Source organism: Candidatus Allofournierella excrementigallinarum, assembly GCF_944388085.1.
GTDB lineage: Bacteria > Bacillota > Clostridia > Oscillospirales > Ruminococcaceae > Allofournierella_A > Allofournierella_A excrementigallinarum.
In genome coordinates this window covers 1-25,430 of the sequence record NZ_CALXHK010000009.1, presented here as the reverse complement: position 1 = coordinate 25,430, position 25,430 = coordinate 1, and the positions used below count along the sequence as shown (strand labels likewise).

At 61.7% G+C, this 25,430-nt stretch carries 28 protein-coding genes and 2 tRNA genes; 20 read left to right on the top strand and 10 right to left on the bottom strand.

Annotated features, from left to right (window positions below):
• Positions 1 to 4: 4 nt before the first annotated feature.
• The 15 genes from ACH2AT_RS02960 (at position 5) to tyrS (ending at position 13,122) form a co-directional block, all read left to right on the top strand.
• Positions 5 to 532: a stage III sporulation protein AG gene (locus ACH2AT_RS02960; protein WP_394963478.1), complete on the top strand. Its 528-nt coding sequence runs from the start codon at positions 5 to 7 to the stop codon at positions 530 to 532.
• Between the two features lie 15 nt (positions 533 to 547).
• Complete coding sequence (locus tag ACH2AT_RS02955; protein ID WP_394963476.1) at positions 548 to 1,147, top strand: SpoIIIAH-like family protein; 600 nt, start codon at positions 548 to 550, stop codon at positions 1,145 to 1,147.
• Positions 1,148 to 1,241: 94 nt separating this feature from the next.
• On the top strand, positions 1,242 to 1,601 hold the full coding sequence (locus tag ACH2AT_RS02950) for an Asp23/Gls24 family envelope stress response protein (protein ID WP_177521521.1): 360 nt from the start codon (positions 1,242 to 1,244) through the stop codon (positions 1,599 to 1,601).
• A gap of 75 nt (positions 1,602 to 1,676) precedes the next feature.
• Complete coding sequence (gene nusB / locus ACH2AT_RS02945; protein WP_394963474.1) at positions 1,677 to 2,108, top strand: transcription antitermination factor NusB; 432 nt, start codon at positions 1,677 to 1,679, stop codon at positions 2,106 to 2,108.
• 3 nt (positions 2,109 to 2,111) lie between these two features.
• On the top strand, positions 2,112 to 3,044 hold the full coding sequence (locus ACH2AT_RS02940) for a glycoprotease (protein ID WP_394963472.1): 933 nt from the start codon (positions 2,112 to 2,114) through the stop codon (positions 3,042 to 3,044).
• Positions 3,037 to 4,272, top strand: coding sequence for an exodeoxyribonuclease VII large subunit (gene xseA, locus ACH2AT_RS02935; protein ID WP_394963470.1), 1,236 nt, complete (start codon positions 3,037 to 3,039; stop codon positions 4,270 to 4,272). The genes ACH2AT_RS02940 and xseA overlap by 8 nt, the downstream gene beginning before the upstream one ends.
• The gene (gene xseB / locus ACH2AT_RS02930) at positions 4,250 to 4,477 is read left to right on the top strand and encodes an exodeoxyribonuclease VII small subunit (protein WP_394963468.1); all 228 of its coding nucleotides are present in this window, start codon (positions 4,250 to 4,252) and stop codon (positions 4,475 to 4,477) included. The genes xseA and xseB overlap by 23 nt, the downstream gene beginning before the upstream one ends.
• Positions 4,474 to 5,355 carry a polyprenyl synthetase family protein gene (locus ACH2AT_RS02925; protein ID WP_394963466.1) on the top strand — a complete coding sequence of 294 codons (882 nt, stop codon included), beginning with the start codon at positions 4,474 to 4,476 and terminating at the stop codon, positions 5,353 to 5,355. Before xseB ends, ACH2AT_RS02925 begins: the two co-directional genes overlap by 4 nt.
• A 15-nt stretch (positions 5,356 to 5,370) precedes the next feature.
• Positions 5,371 to 5,838, top strand: a complete 468-nt coding sequence (locus ACH2AT_RS02920; RefSeq protein ID WP_394963464.1) for a divergent PAP2 family protein — start codon at positions 5,371 to 5,373, stop codon at positions 5,836 to 5,838.
• 16 nt (positions 5,839 to 5,854) lie between these two features.
• Positions 5,855 to 7,735: a 1-deoxy-D-xylulose-5-phosphate synthase gene (dxs, locus tag ACH2AT_RS02915; RefSeq protein WP_394963462.1), complete on the top strand. Its 1,881-nt coding sequence runs from the start codon at positions 5,855 to 5,857 to the stop codon at positions 7,733 to 7,735.
• The gene (locus tag ACH2AT_RS02910) at positions 7,719 to 8,516 is read left to right on the top strand and encodes a TlyA family RNA methyltransferase (protein ID WP_394963460.1); all 798 of its coding nucleotides are present in this window, start codon (positions 7,719 to 7,721) and stop codon (positions 8,514 to 8,516) included. Before dxs ends, ACH2AT_RS02910 begins: the two co-directional genes overlap by 17 nt.
• 22 nt (positions 8,517 to 8,538) lie before the next feature.
• Positions 8,539 to 9,378, top strand: a complete 840-nt coding sequence (locus ACH2AT_RS02905) for an NAD(+)/NADH kinase (protein WP_394963458.1) — start codon at positions 8,539 to 8,541, stop codon at positions 9,376 to 9,378.
• Between the two features lie 5 nt (positions 9,379 to 9,383).
• A complete protein-coding gene (locus ACH2AT_RS02900) occupies positions 9,384 to 9,848 on the top strand; it encodes an arginine repressor (RefSeq protein ID WP_394963456.1) in 465 nt (154 codons plus the stop codon).
• 41 nt (positions 9,849 to 9,889) lie between these two features.
• Positions 9,890 to 11,551 carry a DNA repair protein RecN gene (gene recN, locus ACH2AT_RS02895; RefSeq protein WP_394963454.1) on the top strand — a complete coding sequence of 554 codons (1,662 nt, stop codon included), beginning with the start codon at positions 9,890 to 9,892 and terminating at the stop codon, positions 11,549 to 11,551.
• Between the two features lie 350 nt (positions 11,552 to 11,901).
• A complete protein-coding gene (gene tyrS / locus ACH2AT_RS02890; RefSeq protein ID WP_394963452.1) occupies positions 11,902 to 13,122 on the top strand; it encodes a tyrosine--tRNA ligase in 1,221 nt (406 codons plus the stop codon).
• 64 nt (positions 13,123 to 13,186) lie between these two features.
• Here the strand turns inward: tyrS and ACH2AT_RS02885 are convergent, their stop codons facing one another.
• The 5 genes from ACH2AT_RS02885 to asd all read right to left on the bottom strand — a co-directional run bounded on the left by ACH2AT_RS02885 (position 13,187) and on the right by asd (position 17,712).
• Positions 13,187 to 13,651 carry an ACT domain-containing protein gene (locus ACH2AT_RS02885; RefSeq protein WP_394963450.1) on the bottom strand — a complete coding sequence of 155 codons (465 nt, stop codon included), beginning with the start codon at positions 13,649 to 13,651 and terminating at the stop codon, positions 13,187 to 13,189.
• An 18-nt stretch (positions 13,652 to 13,669) separates the two neighbouring features.
• Positions 13,670 to 14,890, bottom strand: coding sequence for a CapA family protein (locus ACH2AT_RS02880; RefSeq protein WP_394963448.1), 1,221 nt, complete (start codon positions 14,888 to 14,890; stop codon positions 13,670 to 13,672).
• A gap of 10 nt (positions 14,891 to 14,900) precedes the next feature.
• Positions 14,901 to 15,659, bottom strand: coding sequence for a 4-hydroxy-tetrahydrodipicolinate reductase (gene dapB / locus ACH2AT_RS02875; protein ID WP_394963446.1), 759 nt, complete (start codon positions 15,657 to 15,659; stop codon positions 14,901 to 14,903).
• Between the two features lie 68 nt (positions 15,660 to 15,727).
• Complete coding sequence (gene dapA / locus ACH2AT_RS02870; protein ID WP_394963444.1) at positions 15,728 to 16,615, bottom strand: 4-hydroxy-tetrahydrodipicolinate synthase; 888 nt, start codon at positions 16,613 to 16,615, stop codon at positions 15,728 to 15,730.
• 17 nt (positions 16,616 to 16,632) lie between these two features.
• On the bottom strand, positions 16,633 to 17,712 hold the full coding sequence (gene asd, locus ACH2AT_RS02865) for an aspartate-semialdehyde dehydrogenase (RefSeq protein ID WP_394963442.1): 1,080 nt from the start codon (positions 17,710 to 17,712) through the stop codon (positions 16,633 to 16,635).
• A gap of 200 nt (positions 17,713 to 17,912) precedes the next feature.
• Here asd and queA point away from each other — a divergent pair, with 200 nt between their 5' ends.
• The 5 genes from queA to ACH2AT_RS02840 all read left to right on the top strand — a co-directional run bounded on the left by queA (position 17,913) and on the right by ACH2AT_RS02840 (position 21,955).
• The gene (gene queA, locus ACH2AT_RS02860; protein WP_394963440.1) at positions 17,913 to 18,941 is read left to right on the top strand and encodes a tRNA preQ1(34) S-adenosylmethionine ribosyltransferase-isomerase QueA; all 1,029 of its coding nucleotides are present in this window, start codon (positions 17,913 to 17,915) and stop codon (positions 18,939 to 18,941) included.
• Between the two features lie 18 nt (positions 18,942 to 18,959).
• Positions 18,960 to 20,093, top strand: a complete 1,134-nt coding sequence (tgt, locus tag ACH2AT_RS02855; protein ID WP_394963438.1) for a tRNA guanosine(34) transglycosylase Tgt — start codon at positions 18,960 to 18,962, stop codon at positions 20,091 to 20,093.
• 86 nt (positions 20,094 to 20,179) lie between these two features.
• Positions 20,180 to 20,509 carry a preprotein translocase subunit YajC gene (gene yajC, locus ACH2AT_RS02850; protein ID WP_394963436.1) on the top strand — a complete coding sequence of 110 codons (330 nt, stop codon included), beginning with the start codon at positions 20,180 to 20,182 and terminating at the stop codon, positions 20,507 to 20,509.
• Positions 20,510 to 20,571: 62 nt separating this feature from the next.
• Positions 20,572 to 21,009 carry a TIGR04086 family membrane protein gene (locus ACH2AT_RS02845; RefSeq protein ID WP_394963434.1) on the top strand — a complete coding sequence of 146 codons (438 nt, stop codon included), beginning with the start codon at positions 20,572 to 20,574 and terminating at the stop codon, positions 21,007 to 21,009.
• A gap of 325 nt (positions 21,010 to 21,334) precedes the next feature.
• Positions 21,335 to 21,955, top strand: coding sequence for a hypothetical protein (locus ACH2AT_RS02840; protein ID WP_394963432.1), 621 nt, complete (start codon positions 21,335 to 21,337; stop codon positions 21,953 to 21,955).
• Here ACH2AT_RS02840 and ACH2AT_RS02835 read toward each other — a convergent pair.
• From ACH2AT_RS02835 to ACH2AT_RS02815, 5 genes are all read right to left on the bottom strand, one after another.
• A complete protein-coding gene (locus tag ACH2AT_RS02835; RefSeq protein WP_394963430.1) occupies positions 21,917 to 22,990 on the bottom strand; it encodes a tyrosine recombinase XerC in 1,074 nt (357 codons plus the stop codon). The genes ACH2AT_RS02840 and ACH2AT_RS02835 overlap by 39 nt on opposite strands.
• Before the next feature lie 240 nt (positions 22,991 to 23,230).
• Positions 23,231 to 24,619 (bottom strand): DNA repair protein RadA, encoded by a 1,389-nt coding sequence (gene radA / locus ACH2AT_RS02830; RefSeq protein ID WP_394963428.1) that lies wholly within the window; start codon positions 24,617 to 24,619, stop codon positions 23,231 to 23,233.
• Between the two features lie 21 nt (positions 24,620 to 24,640).
• Positions 24,641 to 25,129, bottom strand: a complete 489-nt coding sequence (locus tag ACH2AT_RS02825) for a deoxycytidylate deaminase (RefSeq protein ID WP_394963426.1) — start codon at positions 25,127 to 25,129, stop codon at positions 24,641 to 24,643.
• 114 nt (positions 25,130 to 25,243) lie between these two features.
• Positions 25,244 to 25,318 (bottom strand) — tRNA-Cys (locus ACH2AT_RS02820).
• 35 nt (positions 25,319 to 25,353) lie between these two features.
• Positions 25,354 to 25,429: transfer RNA gene (locus ACH2AT_RS02815), tRNA-Gly, on the bottom strand.
• Between the last annotated feature and the right edge of the window lies 1 nt (position 25,430).

Sequence of the window (25,430 nt, the reverse complement as noted above, 5' to 3'; positions counted from 1 at the left end):
AAAAATGAAATTGGAACGGATCGGATCTCTGCTTCCCAAGCAGCTTGCCGGGCGCGGCAGCCTGGTGTTTTTCGCAGGGGTGCTGGGGGTCTTTCTCCTCATCGCGGGCGGCCTGCCCTTTTCCGGCAAAGAGAACGCGGCGGACGCCTCCGCGGCCTCCGGCGCCACCCGTCAGTGGAGCGAAACCTATGTCCGGCAGCTGGAAGAGACCCTCGCCGAATTGATCGGTTCCATCGAGGGCGCGGGCCGCACGAAGGTAGCGGTCACGCTGGACGCCAGCGCCGAAACGGTCTACGCCCTTGACGAGACCGACGGCGGTGAAAACGGCCAGCGGCAGCTGGAGCATATTCTGGTGGACACCCGCGATGGCCAGGACGCGCTGGTGGAGATGACCTGGGAGCCTGTCATCCGCGGCATTGCCGTGGTGTGCGAGGGAGCGGGAGACGTGACGGTGAACGCTCAGATCACCCAGGCAGTCTCGGTGCTCACCGGGGTGTCCACAAACCGGATCAGCATATCTAAAATGAGTTAAGTTGGAGGTATCATGATGCGCAGCAAAAAATTGAACCAGAAGATGACCCTGCTCACCCTTGTGGTCGCCCTGGGCGTGGCGGTGTACCTGAACTGGGAATACGCCAAGAGCACCGACCTTGCCCTGGATGCCGCCGAGGCCAACGCCCCGGTGACCACCACCGGCGTGGTGACCGATGCGCTGGCGGTGGACGGCGATGTGGATACCGGCGACAAGAACTACGGCGAGGCTCAGCTGGTCAGCGTGGGGGAGCCCACCGGCAAAGAGTTCTTTGAGCAGGCGCGCCTTGACCGCACCAAGACCCGGGACGAGGCGCTGGACACCTTGCAGAAGAGCCTGAAAAGCGCCAAGCTTTCAGATGAGGAGAAGGACGCGCTCACCGCGCAGCTCACCGCCGCCATCGACAGCATCACCGCGGAAAGCGACATCGAGACCCTTGTGAAGGCCAAAGGCTTCGTGGACTGCGTGGCCTTCATCAACGGGGATGCAGTGGATGTGACGGTGATGACCACCAGCGACGGCCTCACCAAAGAGGAGGTGGCCCAGATCCGGGACATCGTGCTCAGCAAGTGTCAGGTGACCGCCCAGAACATCACCATTGTGGAGGTAAAATAACAGTTGTAGAATGGGGCGGAAGATGGTATAATAACAAAGAAAGTTACCATGCTGCGGCATGGACGCAAAATTGCTTGTTTTGGGAGGACCGGGTATGGACGTTTCAAATACCTGCGTTGTGAATGGCAGCCTGCAGATCTCTACCGAAGTGATCGCCAAGATCGCCCGCATGGCTGCGCTGGAGATCGAGGGCGTCAAGGAAGTCAGCCCCGCCACCGCCGGTGTGAAGGGCCTGCTCTCCAAATCCAAAAGCGTGGCCGTGAGCCTGAACGACGACGTGGCCGAACTCACGCTGCAGGTCGTGGTGTTCTACGGCGCGAAGATCCCTTCGGTGTGCGAAAAGGTGCAGAAGAATGTGAAGGCCGCCGTGCAGAGCATGACCAGCATCACCGTTTCCCGCGTGAACGTGATCGTGGCCGGCGTTCAGGTCCGCCCCGAGGCCGCCGCCGAATAAAACCCCGCTGACCAACAAAGAGCCAGGGCCCTCCCGCGCCATGCAGGGGGGCCGCTCGCTGTGAAAGGAACAACGATGGAGAAATTATCCCGACGCGCGTCGCGCGAAAACGCCTTCCTGGCCGCCTTTGCCGCCACATTTGACGACATGCCGCTGGGCCAGGTGATCGAGCAGGCCAACGAGGCCGGAGACTACCCTCTGGACGAGTTTGCCCAGGCCCTGCTGACCGCCTACTACGACCACAGCGCCGAGATCAACGACCTCATCCGTGCGAATCTGAAAGGCTGGACCCTGGAGCGCATCCCCCGGGTCAACCTGACCGTGCTTCGCCTTGCCATCGCCGAAGCGGCCTACGGCCCGGAAAAGCTGCCCGGCGTTGCCATCAACGAAGCGGTGGAACTGACCAAAAAATATGCCGACGAGACCGACTATCAGTTCGTCAACGGGCTGCTGGGCAGTGTGGTGCGCCAGCTGGGCCTCGAGCGCGGCGAGCCCGCCCAGGTGTGAGCCATGCTGGCGCTGGGTTTCGATACGAGCAACTATGCAACCTCTTTGGCGGTGTACGACACCTGCTCCAAAGAGGTTGTTTGTGATAAAAAGAAGTTTTTGCCGGTGCGCCCCGGCCAGCTTGGCCTGCGCCAGAGCGATGCGCTGTTCCACCACACGGCGGCGCTTCCGGGCCTTTTGGAGGAACTTGCCGCCGAAGCGGATTTAACAAAGGTAGGCGCCGTGGGCGTCTCCGCCAGGCCCCGGCCGGTGGAGGGCTCCTACATGCCCTGTTTCCTCGCGGGCGTCTCCGCCGCCGCGGCGTTCAGCCAGGCGAAGGGCATCCCCCTCGTCCAGACCACTCACCAGCAGGGGCACATCGCGGCGGCACTGTATGCCAGCAGGGACGAGAGCCTGTTTGAGCGGCAGGCGCTGGTCTTTCACGTCTCCGGCGGCACCACCGACCTTTTGCTCTGCCGCGGCGCGGACAAGATGGAGTGCATCGGCACCAGCACCGACCTCTACGCCGGCCAGGCGGTGGACCGGGTGGGCGTGCGCCTGGGCTTTGCTTTTCCCGCCGGTGTGCAGGTCAGCGAGCTGGCGGCGCAGTGCACTGAGCGCATCCGCCCCAAGGCCAGCGTGAAGGGCACCCAGTGCAGCCTGTCCGGGCTGGAGAATCAGTGCAACCAGCTGCTGGCTGCAGGCAAAAGCCCTGCCTGTGTGTGCCGGTATTGCCTTTTGTGCATTGCCGAAACAGCTTACAAGATGGTCATCGCCGCGCTGGAAGACCACCCGGGCCTGCCGGTGGTGTTCGCGGGCGGCGTTATGAGCAGCGGCGTCATCCAGAAAGAACTGGCGGCGCGCCTGCCCGGCGCTCACTTTGTGCCCGGCCGCTTTTCCAGCGACAACGCCATCGGCATCGCCCTGCTGGCGGCGCGGGAGGTGGCCCATGACTGAGGTGATCGGCGTTTTTGCCCTGAACCACTATGTAAAGTCCGCGCTGGACAGCGACGGTTTTCTCTCGGACCTTGCCCTGCGGGGCGAGGTGAGCGGCTTTGTAAACCATGTAAAGAGCGGCCACTGGTACTTCACCCTGAAAGACGAAAAGGCCAGCGTCAAGGCGGTGATGTTCCGCCAGGAGGCGCGGCGTTTGGGCTTCGTCCCTCAGGACGGCATGCGGGTCGTGGTGCGCTGCCGGGTCAGCCTTTACGAAGCCACCGGCTCCTTTCAGGTCTACGTGCAGGACCTTTTCCCCGACGGGCTGGGCGCGGCGCAGCTGGCCTTTGACCAGCTGAAGGCACGTCTGGAAGCGGAAGGTCTCTTTTGTCCCGAACACAAAAAACCGCTGCCCGCATACCCCGCATGCATCGGCGTTGTCACCAGCGCCACCGGCGCTGCTTTGCAGGACATCCGCAACGTGCTCAGCCGCCGCTGGCCGCTGGCCACGCTGCTGCTGGCAGGGGTGAACGTTCAGGGGCTTGCCGCCGCGGAGGAGATAAGCCGGGCCATCACGGAACTGGACGCCAGCGGCCTTGCCGACGTCATCATCGTGGCCCGGGGCGGCGGCTCCCGCGAGGACCTGTGGGTCTTCAACGACGAGCGCATCGCCCGCGCGGCCTACGCCTGCAAAACGCCCCTCATCAGCGCGGTGGGGCACGAGATCGACGTCTCCATCCTGGATTATGTGGCGGACCTGCGCGCCCCCACGCCCAGCGCTGCGGCGGAACTGGCCGCCCCGGACCGGACGGCCGAGCGGCAGAAGATATGCACGATTTTGTCAAATATTCATGAATATATGCATTCCAGGCTGAATTTGTGCTATAATGAACTTGCTGCCGCCCGGCAGACCGCCGGCCAGATCACCGGCGAGACGCTGTGCCGCCCCAGGCGGGACAAGCTTCTGACGCTCTGCGGCCAGCTCAGCGCCGCCAAAGCCGCCCGAATGGCGGAAAAGAGGCGGGAACTGACGTCGGCCTGCGCGCTGAGCCATTCCCTGAGCCCCTACGCGGTGCTGAGCCGGGGCTACGCCATCCCGCGCAGCGAAGCGGGGGAGTGCATCCCGGTGGCGTCGATGCGCCCGGGGCAGCCCATTCTGCTGCAGGGGCGCGGCGCAAGCGCCCGCTGCCGTGTGGAACAGGTCATCCAGACACAGGAGGACATCGATGAAAAATCCAAAGAGCTTTGAGGAGGGAATGGCCCGCCTGCAGGACCTGCTGGACCGTCTGGCCAGCCCGGACACCCCACTGGAGGAAGCCATTTCCCTTTACACAGAAACTGCCGCGCTGGCGGAGTACTGCACCGCCGCGCTGGACAAGGCTCAATTGAAGATGCAGACCATCGACGAGCGCATCGCGCAGCTCACAAAGCCGCAGGAGGGCAGCGAAGGATGAATTACCGTCAGCATTACGATGCCTATCTCCAGATGTTCAACGACCGGCTGGCAGCCTGCTGTGATGCGTATCTGCCCTTGGGCAGCCAGGTGAACGAGGCCGCCCGTTACAGCTTTCTCGCCGGCGGCAAGCGCGTGCGGGCGGTGCTGTGCATGGCCGCCTGCGAACTTCTGGGCGGCGAGCCGCAGCAGGCGGTGCAGTTTGCCTGCGCGGTGGAGATGCTGCACTGCTATTCTCTCATCCACGACGACCTGCCCTGCATGGACAACGGCGATTTCCGCCGGGGCAGGCCTTCCTGCCACAAGGCCTTCGGCGAGGCGACGGCTCTGCTGGCGGGCGACCTGCTGCTCACCGAGGCCTTTGAAGCCATCGCGGCCGCTCCCGCCGGCGAAACCGCCCGTGTCCGGGCCAGCGCGGCGTTGGCCCACGGCGCCGGCAGCGCGGGGATGGTGCTGGGGCAGGAGCTGGACCTGCGGTATGAGAGCCAGCCGGTGGGGGAGGAGACCCTCCGGCTGGTGCACCGCAACAAGACCGGCGCGCTCATCAACGCGGCTATGCAGATGGGCGCCGCAGCCGCCGAGGGCAGCGAAGAGGACTGCCGCCGGCTGGAACAGTTCGCCTATGACCTGGGGCTCGTGTTCCAGATCGTGGACGACGTGCTGGATGTGACCAGCACCAGCGAGGAACTGGGCAAACCCGTCGGCAGCGACGCCGAAAACAACAAGACCACCTTTGCCACGCTTTACGGTCCCGAAGGGGCCATGGAGCTGGCGCAAAAGATCAATGCGGAGGCCTGCGGCCGGCTGAGCCGGGCGTATGGGGAACGATCGGAGTTTTTGACCGCACTGGCCGAGAACCTTCTTTGCCGGCGCACCTGAAAGGGAGTATCACTTTTGGAACTGTTCAGACAAGTTTACGGGTTCAACTATCTTCTGTCGATCTCGCTGACCGGCTGGCTGGTGGCGCAGGTCCTCAAGACCCTGATCAACGGCCTTCTTCTGGGCAAATTCTCGCTGGAGCGGATGTGGGGCTCCGGCGGCATGCCCAGCTCCCATTCCGCCACCGTCTGTTCTCTGGTGGTGGCGGCGGCCCGCCTCTACGGGCCGGATTCAGCCATTTTCGCCCTGGCGTTCATCATGGCCATCATCGTCATGTACGACGCCATGGGCGTGCGGCGGGAGACCGGCGAGCAGGCGAAGATCCTGAACCGGATGCTCACCGACTGGATGGAGGCCGAAAGCGCCAACAGCCCCTTCCTGGGCGACAAGAAGCTCAAGGAGATGGTGGGCCACACCCCCTTCGAGGTGCTGGGAGGCGCCGCTGTGGGCGTGGGCGTTGGCTGGCTCATCCCCATCATTTGAAGAAAGGGCGGGTGACATGGGTTACCCTTTGTTGCAGCAGGTCAATGACCCGCAGCAGCTCAAAGCGCTGCCGGCCGACCGCTTAAAGCCGTTGTGCGAAGAAATACGGCAGTTCCTGATCGAAAACGTCTCAAAAACGGGAGGGCATTTGTCTTCCAATCTGGGCACCATCGAGCTCACCGTAGCCCTGCACCGGGCGTTCAGCACCCCGCAGGACAAGTTCGTCTTTGACGTGGGCCACCAGTGCTATACCCACAAGATCCTTACCGGGCGGCGGGAGCAGTTCGATGGGCTTCGGCAGCTGGGGGGCATCTCCGGCTTCCCGAACCCGAGGGAAAGCGTCCACGACGCTTTTGTGGCCGGCCATGGGAACACTGCCATCTCGGCGGCCATCGGCATGGCCCAGGCCAAAAAGATCAGGGGCGAGCCGGGCAAGGTCATCGCCCTGGTGGGCGACGGCGCTTTCACCGGCGGCATGGTGTATGAGGGCATGAACAACATCGACACCCTCAACAACCTGATCGTCATTTTAAATGACAATAAGATGTCCATTTCCAAAAACGTGGGCTCGCTGGCGCGCTATCTCACCCAGCTGCGCACCAACCCCGAATACTCCAAGGCGAAGGCCAGCCTGGAAAGCGTCCTCGGCGCTATCCCAGGCGTGGGTGCGCCGGTGGTGCGGGTGCTGCAGGCCGGCAAGGCGCTGCTGCGCCGGGGCATCTACCACTCCACCATGTTTGAGGAGATGGGCTTTCAGTATCTCGGCCCGGTGGATGGGCATGACGTGCTGCGGCTGAGCGAGCTGTTCACAAACCTGCAGACCCAGTACGCCCCTGTGTTCATCCACGCCATCACTGTAAAGGGGAAAGGCTTTAAACCTGCGGAAGAGAACCCCGGCGAGTTCCATGGCGTTTCCTCCTTTGACCCGGCTCACATCACCGACCCGGACGTGGCGCCGGACGCTTCCTTCTCCACCCAGTTCGGCAACGACCTGGTGGGGCTTGCCAAAACGCGGCCGAACATCTGCGCCATCACCGCGGCCATGAAGTACGGCACCGGGCTCCAGTTCTTCTACCGGCGCTTCCCCGAGCGCTTCTTTGACGTGGGCATGGCGGAACAGCACGCGGTCACTTTCGCGGCGGGGCTGGCCAGCCAGGGCATGCTGCCGGTGGTGGCCATCTATTCCACCTTCCTGCAGCGCTCCTACGACCAGCTCATCCATGATGTGAAGCTGATGAACAACAACGTGGTGCTGGCCATCGACCGGGCGGGGCTTGTTCCCGGCGACGGCGAGACCCATCAGGGCATCTACGACACCGCGTTTTTGAGCCAGATCGGCATCCCGGTGTATGCCCCCTGCAACTACGCGGAGCTGGACCACTGGCTCACCGCTGTGGTGGACAGGCTCAGCGGCCCCCGGGCCATCCGCTATCCCCGGGGCGGCCAGAGCCCCACGCTGGAAGCGCTGGGCTGCACCGGCAGCGCTTTTGACTGCTGCCTTTCTGCCCCGGAGGCTTCCGTCGCCCTTGTAAGCTACGGCAGCATGACCGAGGAGGCGCTGGCGGCGGCAAAGCTGCTGCGCGAGCAGGGCGTGAACGCCGACGTGTACAAGCTGGTGCAGCTTTATCCGCTGCCCGAAGGCCTGTGCGAGGCGCTGCTGCGCTATCCCACCGTCCTCTTTGCCGAGGACAGCATTGCGGCCGGCGGCATCGGCGAGCACCTTGCCCGCCGTCTGGCTGCCAAGAACTACCCGGGCCGCTACATCCACAAGGGCATTTCGCCCCGTCAATCACTTCCGCACGCCACGGTGCCTCAGATCCGGAAGGTTCTGGGTCTGGATGGCGCCAGTCTGGCGGCGCTCGTATGCGAGGAGCAACACATTGAAGATCCGTCTTGATCAATATCTTTGCCAAAACGGCCTTGTGCCCAGCCGGGAGCGCGCCAAGGCTCTCATCATGGCCGGCGTCGTGTTTGTGGACCAGCAAAAAGCGGACAAGGCCGGCATGATGATCGCCGAGACCGCCCAGGTGGAAGTGCGCGGCCATGACATCGGCTATGTGAGCCGCGGCGGCCTCAAGCTGGAAAAGGCGATGGAGACGTTTCCGCTCACCCCCGAAGGAAAGGTGTGCATGGACATCGGTGCCTCCACCGGCGGCTTCACCGACTGCATGCTGCAAAACGGGGCGGTCAAGGTCTACGCGGTGGATGTGGGCTACGGCCAGCTGGCCTGGAAGCTGCGCACCGACAAGCGCGTGGTGAACATGGAGCGCACCAATATCCGCAATGTCACGCCGGATATGCTGGCTGAGCCGGTGGAATTTTTCAGCGTGGACGTCTCTTTCATTTCTCTCAAACACATCTTTCCCGTGGCCCGGGCCGTCACCGCGCCCGGCGCCGCCGGGGTCTGCCTTGTGAAGCCTCAGTTTGAAGCAGGGCGGGAAAAGGTGGGCAAAAAGGGCGTCGTGCGGGAGCCAGAGACCCATCGGGAGGTCATCCTGCAGGCCGCGGAATATGCGGTGCAAAGCGGCTTTTCCGTCAGGGGGCTGGAATATTCGCCCATCAAGGGCCCGGAGGGAAACATCGAATTTCTGATGTTCGTGGAGAAGAGCGGCGAGCCAGCACCGCTGGACCCGGTGCTGGCCGACGCGGTGGTCGCGGCTGCCCACGCCGCGCTGTGACGCAAAAAGGGGAGTGCCGTCCATGACGATCTGCCTGACCGGCTATAACAAACCCGAGGCCGCCAGTGTCCTTCTGCGGGCCGCCCGGCTGCTGCTGGCAGAAGGTGCGCGGGTGGTCCTTGCCGCCGAGGACGGCTTTGCGCCGCCCGGCGGCGCAGTCTGCCTGGCCGGCGCGCAGGCGCTGGCACAGGCCGACGCGGTGGTGACAGTGGGCGGCGACGGCACCATGCTCCACGCGGCAAAGGAATGCGCCCGCCACGGGCTGCCCGTGCTGGGCATCAACCTGGGGCGTACCGGTTTTCTGGCCACCTGCGAACTGGACGAGATGGAGCAAAAGCTGCACAGGCTGGCGGCAGGGGAGTTTTCGGTGGAGCACCGGGCGCTTTTGCAGGCGGAATGCACCGGCGCCGACGGGCCGCTGATCGCCCTCAACGACTTGGTCGTGTACAGCGGACACCGGCGGCAGACCGTCGATCTGGACATCCTGTGCGACGGCCTGCCGGTGAGCAACTGCCGGGGCGACGGGGTGATCCTTGCCACCCCCACCGGCTCCACGGCCTATTCGCTTTCCGCCGGAGGGCCCATCCTGGACGCCCGCATCCGCGGCCTTGTGGTCACCAGCATCTGTGCCCACAGCCTGCAGCGCCCGGCCATCGTTTTTGCGGCCGACCGGCGCATTACCGTGCGCCCGGGCGCGGACCAGCGCGGCCCCATCCTCATCAGTTCTGATGGCGAGCGGGAGATAACCCTTCCTGCGGGCGGAGAACTGCGGGCAGAGCTTTCCGGAAAATCTGTAAAGCTGATAACCTTTAATGGCACGGACCAGTTCGACGCCATTGACAAAAAACTTCGCGGCAGGTGATTCAAATGAAAAATGACCGACATGCAAAGATCCTGGAACTGATCGAGCAGTATCCCATCGACCGGCAGGAAGATCTGCTGGAGCACCTGAATGATGCAGGTTTTTCTGTGACGCAGGCCACCGTCTCCCGGGACATCCGGCAGCTTCATCTGGTGAAGGCGGCGGTGGGCGGCGGAAAATACCGCTATGTGTCCAGCGCTTCCGCCAAGGGGGCCCGGCATTCCCAGGGGCGGTTCGAAACCATTTTCCGGGAATCTGTTCTCAAGGCGGACTGGGCGGGGTGCACCGTCATGGTGCGCTGCTATCCCGGCATGGCCAGCGCCGCCTGCGAACTGTTCGACTCCATGCAGTGGGACTGCGATGTCATCGGCACCCTTTCGGGCGACGACACCTTCCTGGCGCTGATGCGCACGCCCGAGGCGGCGCAGGCCATTTGCGCTGAACTGCAGCAATACATCACCCGTCACTGACCGGCCCGGCCGCGCAGAACGGAAAAGGGGGCCGAAGGGCTTTGCTGAAAAATCTGAAAATTGAAAACGTTGCGGTCATCGAAAAGGCCGAAGCGGAGTTTTCACCCGGTCTGAATGTTCTGACCGGCGAGACGGGCGCAGGCAAAAGCATCCTGATCGACTCCATCAACGCCATCCTGGGCAACCGCACCAGCCGCGACCTGGTACGCACCGGAGCGGGCAAGGCCTGCATTTGGGCCACCTTCACCGATCTGCCCGATGCAGTGCACAGCCAGTTGGAACAAGCCGGCTATGAAGCAGGGGACGAGCTGCTGCTTTATCGCGAGATAAGCGCCGAGGGCAAGAGCAACTGCCGGGTCAACGGCATGCCTTCCACCGCGGCCATGCTGCGAGACCTTTGTGCCGGCCTCATCAACATCCACGGCCAGCACGACAACCAGAACCTGACCAACCCCTCCCGTCATCTGGCGCTGCTGGACCTGTATGCGCAGAACGAAAAGGAGTACGCCGAATACCGGCAGGTCTACCGCCGGCTGATCGCTGTCAAGCGGCAGGCGGACGCCCTGCAGATGGACGAAGATGAGAAGCAGCGCCGGCTGGAATTGCTGCGCTTTCAGGTAGACGAGATCGAGTCTGCAGCGCTGCAGCCGGAGGAAGAAGAGCAGCTGACGGCCCGCCGGCAGGTGCTCAGCCACGCCCAGACCATTCTGGAGCAGGTGAGCGCCGCCCACAACGCCCTTGCAGGGAGCGATGACTTTGGCGGAGCCGCCGATCTTCTGGGGGACGCGGCCGGCCAGCTGGAAAACGCCGCCCGGCTGGACGACTCGCTGCAAAACGCCTGCGAACGGCTGAACGACCTTTACTATACCGCCCGGGAGCTGGCCACCGACCTGGCCGAACGGTTGGAAAGCTACGGCATGGACCCTGCCGAGCTGGACCGGGTGGAGACCCGGCTGGACGAGATTTACCGCCTCAAGCAGAAATACGGCGGCTCGGTGGAGAAAGTCCTGGAGCACGGAAAGGCGGCTCGGGAGGAACTGGAAAACATCGAGCAGTCGGACGAGGCCCTGGCCAGGCTGAACGCCGAAAAGCAGGCGCTCTACCGCCAGGCAAAGGAAAAGGCGGAGGCCCTCACCCAGACCCGTTTGAAGGCTTTCAGCGATTTGGAAAAGAAGCTGGTGGAGGCCTGCACCTTCCTGAACATGCCCGGCGTGCGTTTTGCTCTGCAGCACAGCCGCGGGCCGCTGGCCGGGGCCGGGCAGGACACGCTGGAATTCTACATCTCCCCGAACCCCGGCGAAGCGCCGAAACCTTTGGCTAAAATCGCCAGCGGCGGCGAACTGAGCCGCATCATGCTGGCGCTCAAGAGCGCCCTTGCGGAAAAGGACGCCATCCACACCGTCATTTATGACGAGATCGACACCGGCGTGTCCGGCTCGGCGGCGGGACGCATCGGCCAGATGCTCAAGCAGACCTCCGCGGGCCGGCAGGTCATCTGCATCACCCACACCGCTCAGATCGCAGCACTGGCGGACCGGCACCTGCTGATCCAGAAAAACGTGGAAAGCGAGCGCACTTTTACCAAGCTCTATCCGCTGGACGGCGACGGCCGCGTGCGGGAACTGGCTCGCATCATCTCCGGCGACCAGATCACGCCCATCGCCCTGGCCAACGCACGGGAAATGCTGGGCCTTGACCCTTGACAAAGGGGAAAGGCACGGGTATACTGTACAGTATCAAATGCGAAGAAGGGAACCAGTACCCCTTGAAAGCGCGGCACAGAGAAGCCCTGGTTTGGTGAAAAGGGAAGCGTACGCAAGGGCGAATACATCCCGGAGCAGCAGGCTGAACAGCGCGTTTCGCGCCCGGTAGGCCCCGCCGTGGTGCGCACGTTACAGCGCAAGGGTGTCTGTGTGCACCCGCTGAGGCTGTCTTCCGTGAGGAGGGCAGCGAACAGAGGTGGTACCGCGAAGCTTCGCCCTCTGCCAATTCATTTTGGCAGGGGGTTTTTTTCATGCCCTTTGCCCGTAAGCCAAAGGAGGAAACAGAAAACATGACCCTTTACGACGAGCTGGCCGCCCGCGGCCTCATTGCCCAGGTGACCGATGAGGAAGAGATCAAGGACCTCATCAACAATGGCAAAGCCACCTTCTACATCGGCTTTGACCCCACGGCGGATTCGCTGCATGTGGGCCACTTCATGGCCCTGATGCTCATGCGCCGGCTGCAGAAGGCAGGCAACCGCCCCATCGCCCTGATCGGCGGCGGCACCGGCATGGTGGGCGACCCCAGCGGCCGCACCGACATGCGCACCATGATGACCGTGGAGACCATCCAGCACAACTGCGAGTGCTTCAAAAAGCAGATGAGCAAGTTCATCGACTTTTCCGAGGGCAAGGCTCTGATGCTGAACAACGCCGACTGGCTGTTGAAGCTGAACTACATCGAGCTGCTGCGCGAGGTGGGCGCCTGCTTCTCGGTGAACAACATGCTCCGGGCCGAGTGCTACAAGCAGCGGATGGAGAAGGGCCTGTCCTTCCTGGAATTCAACTACATGATCATGCAGTCCTACGACTTCTATCACATGTTCCAGACCGTAGGCTGCAACCTGCAGTGCGGCGGCGACGACCAGTGGTCCAACATGCTGGGCGGCACCGAGCTCATCCGCCGCAAGCTGGGCAAGGACGCCTACGCCATGACCATCACCCTGCTGCTCACCAGCGAGGGCAAGAAGATGGGCAAGACCCAGAAGGGCGCCGTCTGGCTCGACCCGGAAAAAACTTCCCCCTACGAGTTCTACCAGTACTGGCGCAATGTGGACGACGCCGACGTGCTGAAATGCCTGCGTATGCTCACCGACCTGCCCCTGGAGCAGATCGACGAGATGGACCACTGGCAGGGCGGCGAGCTGAACAAAGCCAAAGAGATCCTGGCCTTTGAGCTCACCAAGCTGGTCCACAGCGAGGAGGAGGCCCGCAAGGCCCAGGAGACTGCCCGCGGCCTGTTCGGCGGCTCTGCGGACGCGGCCAACATGCCCTCCACCACCCTCACCGCCGGCCAGCTCACCGACGGCAGGATCGGCATCCTCGACATGATGTTGGCCGCGAAGCTGGTGCCCAGCAAGCGGGAGGCCCGTCAGCTCATCCAGCAGGGCGGCGTTCTGCTGGACGGCGAGAAGGTGACCGACCCCACCATGACCGTCAGCGCCGAGGCGCTTGCAGCCGGCGTGGTCATCAAGAAGGGCAAGAAGGTCTACCATAAGGTCCAGCTGTGATGCGATAAAAATCAAAAGGTGCACTGTCATTCTGACAGTGCACCTTTTCTGATTTCAAGCCCGGTCACAGCGCGAATGCCTGCCGCAGCGCGTCCAAAGCCATATCCTCGTCCTCGGCGGCCACCAGCAGGGAAATGTCCACAGAGCTGGTGGTGATGAGGTGGATGGGCACCCGGGCCTCCGCCATGACCTCCATCACCCGGGAAGCCACACCGCACAGGTTCGGCATATCCTGCCCAAAGAGGGTCAGCTTGGTGTAGCCGCCGCTGATGAGCGGGGCCGGGCCGCTTTTGCCTGCCGTGACCCGGGGCAGAGTGCGCATCACGATGGACCAGTTGTCGTAGGAGGTGGTGAAGCTCATAGCAGCCACATCGCCCTGAGGCAGGCCCTGGCAGATCATGTCCATATTGACCCCAGCCGCCGCGAAGGGGGAGAGATACCCCGCAGGGCCGCCTTCGCTCTGGCGCACGGCGGGGAAGGCCACCACCATGATGTTCTGCTCGCTGGAAAGCTGGGAGATGCCGTACATATTGCTCTGCCTCCATTTTTATAGATCAAGGAATTGGTTGTCAATGTTGTTCCGCAGGACCGATTCTATGTAGCTGCGGCTGAAATCCGGGAAGTTTTCCCGCACACCGTGGCTTTGGGCCAGCTCGTCGGTGTAATCTTTAAAGAGATAAATGCGTATCTGGGAATAGTTCCGGCCGTAATGGTTCACCGTGGGATGCAGCGTCGGATCCTTCAGAACCGTCTCACTGCTTCCATCCGGCCGGGTGGTCTTTTCCAGGGTAAAGCTCAGCACCGCGCCGATCATCGTGTCCGCCGTGGACTGGGCGTTCAGGAAATTGCCCAGGGAATACGCCACGAACACCTGGCGGCCGTCCGCCGCGGTGAGCCACTGCGCGTCCTGCACCACATGGGGGTGGGTGCCAATGACTACGCCCGCGCCCCAGTCCGCCATCTGCTGGGCCAGCGCCCGCTGGGCGTCGGTGGCTTTGTGGCTGCCCTCCACGCCCCAGTGAACACCCACCACCACAAAGTCCGCCTGCTGGCGGGCCAGTTCGATCTGGCGCTGCATCACGTCGGTCTGGCTGGTGTAGATGAGGTTCGCTTCCGCTCCGGAGGGAGTGGGGATGCCGTTGGTGAACTCGGTATAGGACAGGTAGGCGATGCGGATGCCGCCCGTCTCCCGGATCACGATGTTGTCGTAGTCCTCTTCGCCCGCGTACAGCCCGCAGGTGACTGCATCTTCCGGCAGGCTGGACCAGAACCGTCTGGTGGCGGCGATGCCCTCGGCGCCTTTATCGTAGGTGTGGTTGTTCGCCAGGCTGAACACCCTGAACCCCGTGTCATACAGCTCGCGCCCCATATCGCCCGGCGTGGAAAAGCAGGGATAGCTGCTGGGCTCCAGTTCATCGTTCACCAGCGTTTCCTGGTTGATCCAGTTCACATCGAAGCCGGCGTAAAAATCCCGCACCGCGTCGTAGCAGAAGGAAAAGTCATATCCCTCTTTGCCCTCTGCCTGGGCCCTGCGGGCCGCCTGGTTGTAGATGCCGGTATGGATGAGGTTATCGCCTGTGGCGGAAAAACGCACCGTTGAGACCGTCGGCGTCGGCTCCGGCGTGGGGGAAGGGGAGGGTGCAGGCGTGGCGGTAGGCTGCGCCTGGGAGGCCGCATCCCGCACCGAATCGACCGCGCTGCCCAGCAGCGGCACGACCATCAGCAGCGCCAGAACGGAAAGCGCCAGAACGAGCAGTCGTTTTTTCATTGTGCCTTCCTCACAGAAGTTCCTTCATCAGGTCTTTCATGGTGTAAAGCCCAGGGCCTTTATCCGCAAGGAACACCGCGGCATTCACCGCGCCGTTGGCAAACACACGGCGGGAACCGGCGCTGTGGCTCAGGGTGATGACCTCGTCCGGCCCGCAAAACAAAATCTCATGCTCACCCACGATGCTGCCGCCCCGCACCGAGTGCAGGCCGATCTCCCGGGGGGAACGCTTCTGCCGCACACTGTGGCGGTCGTAGACATACTCGTAGGGCTCGCTGGCCACCTTGTTGATCTCGTCCGCCAGCAGCAGCGCGGTGCCGCTGGGGGCGTCCAGCTTGTTGTGATGGTGCTTCTCGATGATCTCGATGTCGTAGTCCAGCCCCAGGGCCGTGGCGGCTTGCTGTGCCAGCTGGGCCAGCAGGTTGATGCCCATGGACATGTTGGCGCTCTTGAACACGGCACAGCGGGCGCTGGCCTCGGCCAGCAGCTTCTCGGTGTCCTCGTCCAGGCCGGTGGTGCAGATGACGCAGGGCAGGGCGTTCTTTGCGCAGAAGCGCAGGGCGTTCCTGGTGGCTGCAGGGCTGGAAAAATCGATCAGCACGTCAGCCTCCACGTTCAGTTCCTCCAGGCTCGCCGCAACGGGGATGGCGCCGCTCTGTGGGGTGACATCCACGCCGCCCACCACGCGGCAGTCCTCACGCTGTTCGATCAGCTCGCACAGGACCTTGCCCATGCGGCCGTTGATGCCCTGAATGATAATGCGGGTCATGGTATCTTTCTCCTGTTCTTTTTACAAAAGGCCCGCGCAAAAAACGCGCAGGCCTTCAGGTGTTCCTTTTAAAGCAGGCCGGCGTTCTGCAGCTCCCGACGCACCTGTTCGACGTGGTCATCGCTCAGGGGCACCAGCGGCAGGCGGCAGGGCCCGGCCGGAAGGCCCATCATGCCCAGGGCAGCCTTCACGGGGATGGGGTTCACCTCACAGAACATGGCCTTGCAAAGACCCATCAGCTGCAGCTGCAGGTCCAGGCTTTCCTTCGTCTTGCCCTCGAACCAAAGCTGGCACATACGATGCATCGGTTCCGGCGCCACGTTGGAGACCACCGAGATGACGCCCTTTCCGCCCAGAGCCAGAATGGGCACCACCTGATCGTCGTTGCCGGAATAGAGGGGCAGTTCATCGCCGCACAGTGCGGCGGTCATGGCGATCTGGCTGATATTTCCACTGGCTTCCTTGATGCCGCAGATCAGCGGATTCTTGGCCAGTTCCCTCGCAGTGGCAGACTCGATGTTCACGCCGGTGCGGGAGGGAACATTGTAGAGGATGGCCGGCAGGCCGGCGGCGTCCACGATGGTGTTGAAGCTGGCCACGAGGCCCCGCTGGGTGGTTTTGTTATAATAAGGAGTCACCAGCAGCAGCGCATCCGCGCCCCGGGCCTTGGCCTCCTTGGACATCTCTACCGCATGCTCCGTGTAGTTGGAGCCGGTGCCCGCAATGACGGGAACGCGCCCGGCAGCGGTCTCCACCGCCACACGGATGCACTCCAGATGCTCGTCATCCTTCAGGGTGGCGGACTCGCCGGTGGTGCCGCAGATCACGATGGCGTCGGTGCCGCCTTTGATCTGGAACTCGACCAGATCAGCCAGGCCTTTATAGTCCACGCTGCCGTCCGTCAGCATAGGGGTGATGATGGCCACAGCGGCCCCGGTGAAAATCGGCGTTTTCATTGCGTTCAGCTCCTTTGTCAGTCAAAATAGCCCTTGGCGGCAAGCAGTTCCGCCAGCAGCACGCCGCCGCCCGCAGCGCCCCGCAGGGTGTTGTGGGACAGGCAGACGAATTTGTAGTCATACTGGGTGTCCGGGCGCAGGCGGCCAATGGAAACAGCCATGCCGTTCTCCAGGTTGCGGTCCAGCCTGGTCTGCGGCCGGTCGTCCTCTTCAAAGTAATGCAGGAAGCGCTTGGGGGCGCTGGGCAGCGCCAGGCGCTGTGCTTCGCCCTCAAAGCTTGCCCAGCGGCCCAGAATCTCTTCCTTGGTGGGCTTTTTGTCAAAGCTCATGAACACGGCGGCCATGTGCCCGTCGGTCACGGGGATGCGCAGGCACTGGGCGGTGATGGAAGGGGAGACAGCCGGCACGATGGCGCCGTTCTCCACCTTGCCCCACAGTTTCAGCGGCTCCTGTTCGCTCTTTTCCTCTTCGCCGCCGATGTAGGGGATGCAGTTATCCACCATCTCCGGCCAGGTGGCAAAGGTCTTGCCGGCGCCGGAAATCGCCTGATAGGTGCACACCAGCACTTTGGAAAGGCCGAATTCGTCTTTCAGCGGGTGCAGGGCGGGCACATAGCTCTGCAGGGAGCAGTTGGACTTCACCGCCACAAACCCCTTTTTGGTGCCCAGGCGCGCGCGCTGGGCTGCAATGACGTCCAGATGCTCGGGGTTGATCTCCGGCACCACCATAGGCACGTCGGGAGTGAAGCGGTGGGCGCTGTTGTTGGAGACCACCGGGCATTCCGCCTTGGCGTAGCTCTCTTCCAGCGTGCGGATCTCCTCTTTCTTCATATCCACCGCGCAGAACACGAAATCGACTTTGGAGGCCACTTCTTCCACATGGGAGGCATCCAGCACCACCATGTTTTTGACCTGCTCCGGCATGGGGGCAGGCATGGCCCAGCGGCTGCCAACGGCCTCTTGGTAGGTCTTGCCCGCCGAACGGGGAGAGGCCGCCACAACGGCCAGATGGAACCAGGGATGCTGCGCCAGCAGAGACACGAAACGCTGGCCGACCATGCCGGTGGCGCCCACAACGCCCACTTGATACTGTTTCATTGTTCACTCGTTCCTTTCCGCAAAGGCCTCTTGTGTCCGCCGGTGCCGGGCGTATAAAAAAAACCGGCTTGAAAACCGGCAATGCATGCAATATAATAAATTAGATTGCATAGCGTGCACAGCGCACCAACGCCTTAAAACATGTCTTTACTATAGCATTGCCGTGAAGCAATGTCAATTATCAAGGAAGGCAATACTTCATGCTGAAAAAAGATTTTTGGTTTGACCTGCCCCATGAACTGATTGCGCAGGAACCCGCCGATCCGCGGGACTCCGCCCGCCTGCTGTGCGTGAAGCGCGGCAGCGATGAGATCTGCCATCAGGTGTTTCACGATCTGCCTGACCTATTAAATGCCGGCGATCTTCTTGTTGTGAACGATTCCAAGGTTCTGCCCGCCCGTTTGGTGGGCGAAAAGGCCGGGACCGGCGCGGTGAGCGAAATTCTGCTTCTGCGGCAGGCGAAGGGCGATGTCTGGGAGTGCCTGGCAAAACCCGGTAAGCGCCTGAAGGCCGGCGCCGAGGTCATCTTTGGCGATGGCAGCCTGCGGGCGGTCATTCGGGAAACGATGGAAGACGGCAACAAGCTGGTGGAGTTTTTCTACGACACCCAGACACTCTATGAAAAGCTGGACGAGTTCGGCAAAATGCCCCTGCCGCCCTACATCACCCGCCAACTGGAGGACCAGAGCCAGTACCAGACTGTCTACGCCAAGGAGCTGGGCAGTGCCGCCGCTCCCACCGCCGGACTGCACTTCACGCCGGAACTGATGGACCGCCTGCGCCAGAAAGGCGTGGATTTTGCCGAAGTGACCCTGCACGTAGGCCTCGGCACCTTCCGCCCGGTGAAGGAGGACGACATCGCCGACCACCAGATGCACTCCGAGTGGTACTGCGTCAGCGAAGATGCCGCCCACAAGATCAACGAGACCAAGGCCCGGGGCGGCCGGGTGATCTGCGTGGGCACCACCAGCTGCCGCACGCTGGAATCTGTGGCGGCCAAATACGGAGAGATCCGCGCCTGCAGCGGCGACACCGATATTTTTCTGTATCCCGGCTGCGAGTTCCGCTGTATGGACGGCCTCATCACCAACTTTCATCTTCCCGAAAGCACGCTCATCATGCTGGTCAGCGCCTTTTACGGCTATGAGCGCACCATGGCCGCCTACAAAGAGGCTGTGGCCAAGAAATACCGCTTTTTCAGCTTTGGCGACGCCATGCTTATCCTGTAAAAGAAAGGGACTTTACACATGTCTTACCGCTTGATCAAAACCGAGCACGCCGCACGCCGCGGGCAGTTTGAGACAGTGCACGGCACGGTGCAGACGCCGGCCTTTATGAACGTAGCCACCGCCGCCGCCATCAAGGGCGGCCTGTCCGCCTTTGACCTGAAAGACATCGGCTGCCAGGTGATGCTGTGCAACACCTATCACCTGCACCTGCGTCCGGGGGACAAGCTGGTGGCCGAACTGGGCGGCCTGCACAAGTTCACCCGCTGGGACGGCCCCATCCTCACCGACAGCGGCGGTTTTCAGGTGTTCAGCCTGGCCAAGCTGCGCAACATCACCGAAGAGGGCGTGACCTTCCACTCCCATCTGGACGGCCATAAAATTTTCATGGGGCCCGAGGAAAGCATGCAGATCCAGGCAAATCTCGGTTCCACCATCGCCATGGCCTTTGACGAGTGCGTGGAGAACCCTGCCCAGTACGACTATGCAAAAGCCAGCTGCCAGCGCACCGTGCGCTGGCTGGCCCGCTGCAAAGCGGAGATGGCCCGGCTGAAAAATGAAGGGCTCGCCACAAACCCGCATCAGCTGCTGTTCGGAATCAACCAGGGCTGCACCTTTGACGATTTGCGTGTGGAGCACATGAAAACCATTGCGGACATGGACCTGGATGGCTACGCCATCGGCGGCCTGGCAGTGGGGGAGCCCGCGGAGGAGATGTACCGCATCATCACCGCCGTGGAGCCCTTTGCGCCCAAAGACAAGATACGCTACCTGATGGGCGTGGGCACGCCCGGCAACATCATTGAGGGCGTGTGGCGCGGCGTGGACCTGTTCGACTGCGTCATGCCCAGCCGCAACGCCCGCCACGGCCATCTCAACACCTGGAGCGGCATCATCAATATCAAGAACCTCAAGTACGAGAAGGACGAGCGCCCCATCGACCCGGAGTGCGATTGCCCCGTCTGCCGCAATTTCAGCCGCGCCTATCTGCGGCACCTGTTCAAGGCCGACGAGATGCTTGGCATGCGTCTTGCCGTGATGCACAACCTCTATTTCTACAACCATCTCATGGAGCGCATCCGGGCTGAACTGGACGCCGGCACCTATGGAGCGTTCCATGACCGGTATGTCAGCCTGCTGGATACCCGCATTTAACGCCGGTTTCACTTGCAAAATGCGTGCATATCCGTTATAATTGGTTTCAATACGATCCCGGATTTCGAGAGGAGTTAAACAAAACGATGAACATTCAGTTTCTGAGCAGCACGATGGACCCCACCACCATGAGCAACGTCAGCATGATCGCAATGCTGGTCATCATGTTCGCGGTGATGTACTTTTTGCTGTACCGTCCCCAGAAGAAGCAGCAGAAGAAGGACGCCGAGATGCGCAATTCGCTGGAGATTGGCGACGAGGTGACCACCATCGGCGGCATCGTGGGCCGCGTGATCGCCCTGAAAGAGGACACCTTCGTGCTGGAGACCGGCAGCGACCGCACCAAGATCCGTTTCCGCCGCGCCGCCGTGCAGGCCGTGACCAAGCTGGATATGGAAACTCCCGCCCAGAAGTGATCGCTTCGGACTAAAACAACGCCTCCCTGCATACTGTTTAGTGTGCAGGGAGGTGCTTTTTTATGCCGAAACAGCAAAAAACGGGCCGCAAAGCCGGGCAGCGTGCCGGCAAGGAGCCTTTGAAGAAAATTTTGGCCGCAGGCGTCACCGGAACGGCCGTTACATTTCTCGTTCTGCTCTTGTGCAGCTGGCTCTACACCAGGACCCAGCTGCCCGCCTGGTCTGCCGTTCCCATGGCCACCTGCGCCGTGTGCCTGGGCTGTTTTGTCTGTGGGATGATGCTGGCGCGCAGCTTTAAAAAAAACGGCCTGTTCTGCGGGCTGTGCACCGGAACGGCCTTTTTCCTTCTCTATCTGGCCGCCGCACTGCTGAACGGGCAGTTCGGCTTTACCGCCATGGCCGGCATCAAACTGGTGTGCTACATCCTGGCGGGCTGCTTTGGCGGCTATCTGGGCATCCTGCTGGCTGAGCGAAAGCGCGCCCGCCGCCCGGCCTGCTGACAAAAAACGCTCCGCATTGATGCGGAGCGTTTTTCATAGATGGCGGCCAAGCCGCATATCATGTTCTATCACCGTTCAAAAAGAGGTACAAGCTATGTGGACGTATCGACCAGCAGATAATCCCCCCATGCCGCGGGAAAAGGGATCACGGGGTTTCATGCCTTATCCAACGGCCCAGCCGAAGCCTTCCGCAGCGCCTCTCCAGCCCCAGAGCGGCTCTGCACAGCATCGTCAGCCCACGTTTGAGCAGGAACAGCGCGCCGGTGCGGAGCGGGACCGCAGACGGCCTGAAATCATGTTCCAAACAGCCTATGAGACGTCTGCTGTGCCAGCCTCGCATAAAGCGCGCATCGTCGCCCAGCCAAGACCCTCCCGGACACTGCGCACCGCCTGCGTGATGGGCTGTCTCTATCTGGCCGGCCTTGGGGCAGGTTCGCTGTGCAGCCGGGTGCTGAGCGAACCGCTGCTGACCTACGCCCGCTATTTTGCCTCCATCGACCTGGGCCTGCGGACCGCCGGAAACGCCGCGATGGTGTTCAGCGTGGGCTTTTTGTCGCTGTTTTGTCAGCTGTCTCTGGTGCTTATCGCCGGCTTCTGCGTCCTCGGCATCGGGCTCATCCCCATCACCATGGTGCTCAAAGGCGCCGGAGCGGGCATTTTCACCGCGCTTTTGTACCAACAGTTGGGCGCGGCAAAAGGCCTTGTACTGCAAGCGCTGGTCTTTTGGCTTCCGGAAACACTTGGCAGCCTGTTCGTAATCCTGTTAAGTGCTTCCGCCTTACATGTTTCCTGCGGTCTTCTGCGCTGCTGCCTGGGGCAGGGAGGCGGCGGACTTGGCGCCGCCTCCCGCCGCCTGGTCCACCGCTATCTGACCATCTGCTTTGCTTCCATGCTGGTATGCGGTCTTTCAGTTCTGCTGACGCTGGTCTTCGGCGGCCTCCTCTGATCCCAGAAAAGGCTTTTCTGGCTCCATCTCCGTATAAGAGATCTTGGACAGGGGAGTGGACTTGGCTGCCTTGCGCAGCTTTTCCGTGTTGATGTGGGTGTATATCTCGGTGGTGGACACATGCGCGTGTCCCAGAATTTCTTTCAGTTCCAGCATATCCACGTTTCCGTGGCGGTACATCAGCGTTGCCGCGGTATGGCGCAGCTTGTGGGGCGAATAGCCTTTGCCGGAAAGCCCGGCAGACTGCAAGCAGCGGTCCACGATCTGCTGCACACGCCGCGCGCTCAGCCGCCGGCCGGTCTTTTTGGACACAAACAGCGCCTGCGGCTCCTGCAGGTTTCCAAGGGCCGCACGGGCCGCGCGGTAGTGCTTCAGCGCGTCCAGGCAGGCGGCATTGAGGTAGACCAGCCGCTCTTTATTGCCTTTGCCCACGATGCGGACCGTGTCTTCCTGGAAATCCTTCAAATCAATGGCCACCAGTTCGCTCAGACGCATGCCGCAGTTCAAAAACAAGGTCAGGATGCAGAAGTCCCGCTCATAAAAGTCGCTTTGTATATTTTTTAACAAGTCGATGCTTTCTTCCAGCGAGAGGTACTTGGGCAGGGCCTTTTTGAGGCTGGGAACGGAGATGTCCTTTGCGGGGTCCTCTGAAAGGCGATTGGATTTCACGGTCATAAAACGATAGAAGCTTTTGATGCTGGTAAGTTTTCGGGCCCGGGCCGCCGGCTCGTTCTGACGCTCGTTCTTCAAAAAATACAGATATTCATAGATTTCCGATTGAGTCACGCTGCCAATGGCGGCGGTGTCGATGCCTCGGATATCGATATCGTCAAATTCGCAGTTCGCGGCCACAGCGCCGCGCTCACGAAGAAGAAACTTGAAGAACAGGCGAAGGTCGATGTAATAGGCGTTGACCGTGCGAGGCGAGCGGTTGAGAATGGCGCCCAGGTAATTCAAAAAGTCGCGCACGTCCCGTGGGATGTCCTCATAAGGCGCGTGGCGCTCCGGGTGCATGGTGTCGATGTAGGTGCTCATAAGCAGATTTGCGGTGGATGCCCCTGATTTGCCCTCCCCTCAATTTCGCTAAATTTTCATTTAGCGAAATTGCATCCAGTGAAATCAGTATACCTTCCCCGGCAGAATTTGTCAAGGCCGGGCCGTCAGAAACATTTTCCGTACGCGGGCGGCGGATGTGCCGTTCCGGCAGTTTTCATATTTATAAGAAAGAGCACCGGCCCCGCAGGTCTCTCTGTGCGGCGGATGCTCTTGCAGATCTTATTTGACGGCCTGGATGGCGTCACGCAGGTAGCTCACGCCCACCAGTTCAATGTCGGAAAACTCTTTCGGGTCCAGCTGTTTGAGGCTGTGGCGCGGAACGATGGCTTTGGTGAAGCCGATGCGCTGGGCTTCCCGCAGGCGCAGCTCCAAAAAGGTCACATTGCGCACTTCCCCGCCGAGGCCCACTTCCCCGATGGCCACCGTTTTATCGTCGATGGGCTTGTCCAGCATGGACGAGACCATCGCAAGGCAGACAGCCAGGTCGCAGGCCGTTTCGTCCAGCTCCAGGCCGCCCACGATGTTCAGATAAACGTCCAGGCTGCCGAAGAAATAACCCGCGCGCTTCTCCAGGACCGCCACCAGCAGATTGGCGCGGTTGAAGTCGAAACCGCTGGCGGTGCGCCGCGGCACGTTGAAGCTGCTCTTGGTCACAAGCGCCTGCACTTCGCTCAGAATAGGCCGCGTGCCCTCCATGGTGCAGGCCACGCAGTTGCCGCTGGTGCCCAGAGGGCGGCCTTCCAGCAGCACCTGCGATGGATTCTCGATCTCGGTCAGGCCGTGGCCGGTCATGTCGAACATGCCTATCTCATTGGTGGAGCCGTACCGGTTTTTGGCTGCCCGCAGCACCCGGTATGGCAGGGTCTTGTCCCCTTCAAAATAGAGCACCGTATCCACGATGTGCTCCATCACCTTGGGGCCTGCGATGGCGCCGTCCTTGTTCACGTGGCCCACGATGAAGGTGGGTATCTCGCAGTTTTTGGCCACCGTCAGAAGGCGCGCGGAGCACTCCTTCACCTGGGACACACTGCCGGCGGAACTGGACACATCGTTGCAGTGCATGGTCTGAATGGAGTCGATGACAACAAGGTCTGGCTTCGTCTGCTCAATAAGGCCGCAGATTTCGCCGATGTCGGTCTCGGCGGCAAGGTGGATGTTCTGCTGAGGCACCTGCAATCGGTCCGCCCGCAGCTTGATCTGGCGCACCGATTCCTCACCAGTGATGTAGAGCACCTGGCAGCGGCCGCTGATGGCCCCGCACAGCTGCAGAAGCAGCGTGGATTTGCCCGCGCCGGGCTCGCCGCCCAGCAGCACCACGCTGCCCAGCACCACGCCGCCGCCCAGCACCCGGTCCAGTTCGGAGATGCCGGTGACGATGCGGCTTTTCTCCTCGGTGGTGCTCACTTCCGACAAACGCCGCGCCGTGATGCCCGTAACGTCGGAAGGTCGTGCAGAGGCGCTACGGGCCGCTGCTTTGGGTTCCGGAACCACCACGTCCTCCACCATCGTGTTCCAGGCGCCGCAGCTGGGGCAGCGCCCCATCCAGCGGGGGCTGCTCTCGCCGCAGTTGGAGCACACAAAAATCGTTTTCAGTTTGTTATCCTTCAAAGCCCTAAACCGCCTTCACAATCAGTATCCGAACACACCCTCGAGGGATTCGTCGTTGTCGATCCAGTCCTGCACCAGCACCATTCGGTATTCGTTCCGGGTGTCCCGGACGTACACCTTTTCAATGCCCGCATTGATGATCATGCGTTTGCACATGGAGCAGCTGCTAGCATCCTTGACATAGCCGCCGGTGGACATGTCGATGCCCACCAGATACAGAGAACTGCCCAGCATCTTGTCCCGGGAGGCGCTGATGATGGCGTTGGCCTCGGCGTGGACGCTGCGGCACAGCTCGTACCGCTCGCCGCGGGGGATCTTCAGCTTCTCGCGGATGCAGACTTTCATGTCATCGCAGTTTTTGCGGCCGCGGGGCGCGCCCACATAGCCGGTGGAGATGACCTCGTCGTTTTTCACGATCACCGCGCCATAGTGCCTGCGCATGCAGGTCCCGCGCTGGGAAACGCTCTCGGCCAGATCCAGGTAATAGTTTATTTTGTCCCGACGTTCCATTGATACGCTTCTCCCCTTTCAAAAAAAGGTTCTTGCATAAGATTCAGTATAACACAGAAGCCTTGCCCCGACAACAAAAAGCGCCGCAAACGCGAAACGCGTTTGCGGCGAAGCTGGAGGTGCCGACCGGATTTGAACCGGTGAATGAAGGTTTTGCAGACCTTTGCCTTACCACTTGGCCACGGCACCAGATGAGAACCGAGGAGAAAGCCGGTTCTGTTTTTTGGAGCGGCTTACGAGGCTCGAACTCGCTACCTCCACCTTGGCAAGGTGGCGCTCTACCAGATGAGCTAAAGCCGCA

Bases quoted from the DNA above. Each gene is read 5' to 3' on its own strand.
- ACH2AT_RS02960 (WP_394963478.1), top strand. From the start codon at position 5: ATGAAATTGGAACGGATCGGATCTCTGCTTCCCAAGCAGCTTGCCGGG.
- ACH2AT_RS02955 (WP_394963476.1), top strand. From the start codon at position 548: ATGCGCAGCAAAAAATTGAACCAGAAGATGACCCTGCTCACCCTTGTG.
- ACH2AT_RS02950 (WP_177521521.1), top strand. From the start codon at position 1,242: ATGGACGTTTCAAATACCTGCGTTGTGAATGGCAGCCTGCAGATCTCT.
- nusB (WP_394963474.1), top strand. From the start codon at position 1,677: ATGGAGAAATTATCCCGACGCGCGTCGCGCGAAAACGCCTTCCTGGCC.
- ACH2AT_RS02940 (WP_394963472.1), top strand. From the start codon at position 2,112: ATGCTGGCGCTGGGTTTCGATACGAGCAACTATGCAACCTCTTTGGCG.
- xseA (WP_394963470.1), top strand. From the start codon at position 3,037: ATGACTGAGGTGATCGGCGTTTTTGCCCTGAACCACTATGTAAAGTCC.
- xseB (WP_394963468.1), top strand. From the start codon at position 4,250: ATGAAAAATCCAAAGAGCTTTGAGGAGGGAATGGCCCGCCTGCAGGAC.
- ACH2AT_RS02925 (WP_394963466.1), top strand. From the start codon at position 4,474: ATGAATTACCGTCAGCATTACGATGCCTATCTCCAGATGTTCAACGAC.
- dxs (WP_394963462.1), top strand. From the start codon at position 5,855: ATGGGTTACCCTTTGTTGCAGCAGGTCAATGACCCGCAGCAGCTCAAA.
- ACH2AT_RS02905 (WP_394963458.1), top strand. From the start codon at position 8,539: ATGACGATCTGCCTGACCGGCTATAACAAACCCGAGGCCGCCAGTGTC.
- ACH2AT_RS02900 (WP_394963456.1), top strand. From the start codon at position 9,384: ATGAAAAATGACCGACATGCAAAGATCCTGGAACTGATCGAGCAGTAT.
- tyrS (WP_394963452.1), top strand. From the start codon at position 11,902: ATGACCCTTTACGACGAGCTGGCCGCCCGCGGCCTCATTGCCCAGGTG.
- ACH2AT_RS02885 (WP_394963450.1), bottom strand. From the start codon at position 13,651: ATGTACGGCATCTCCCAGCTTTCCAGCGAGCAGAACATCATGGTGGTG.
- ACH2AT_RS02880 (WP_394963448.1), bottom strand. From the start codon at position 14,890: ATGAAAAAACGACTGCTCGTTCTGGCGCTTTCCGTTCTGGCGCTGCTG.
- dapB (WP_394963446.1), bottom strand. From the start codon at position 15,659: ATGACCCGCATTATCATTCAGGGCATCAACGGCCGCATGGGCAAGGTC.
- dapA (WP_394963444.1), bottom strand. From the start codon at position 16,615: ATGAAAACGCCGATTTTCACCGGGGCCGCTGTGGCCATCATCACCCCT.
- asd (WP_394963442.1), bottom strand. From the start codon at position 17,712: ATGAAACAGTATCAAGTGGGCGTTGTGGGCGCCACCGGCATGGTCGGC.
- queA (WP_394963440.1), top strand. From the start codon at position 17,913: ATGCTGAAAAAAGATTTTTGGTTTGACCTGCCCCATGAACTGATTGCG.
- tgt (WP_394963438.1), top strand. From the start codon at position 18,960: ATGTCTTACCGCTTGATCAAAACCGAGCACGCCGCACGCCGCGGGCAG.
- yajC (WP_394963436.1), top strand. From the start codon at position 20,180: ATGAACATTCAGTTTCTGAGCAGCACGATGGACCCCACCACCATGAGC.
- ACH2AT_RS02845 (WP_394963434.1), top strand. From the start codon at position 20,572: ATGCCGAAACAGCAAAAAACGGGCCGCAAAGCCGGGCAGCGTGCCGGC.
- ACH2AT_RS02835 (WP_394963430.1), bottom strand. From the start codon at position 22,990: ATGAGCACCTACATCGACACCATGCACCCGGAGCGCCACGCGCCTTAT.
- ACH2AT_RS02825 (WP_394963426.1), bottom strand. From the start codon at position 25,129: ATGGAACGTCGGGACAAAATAAACTATTACCTGGATCTGGCCGAGAGC.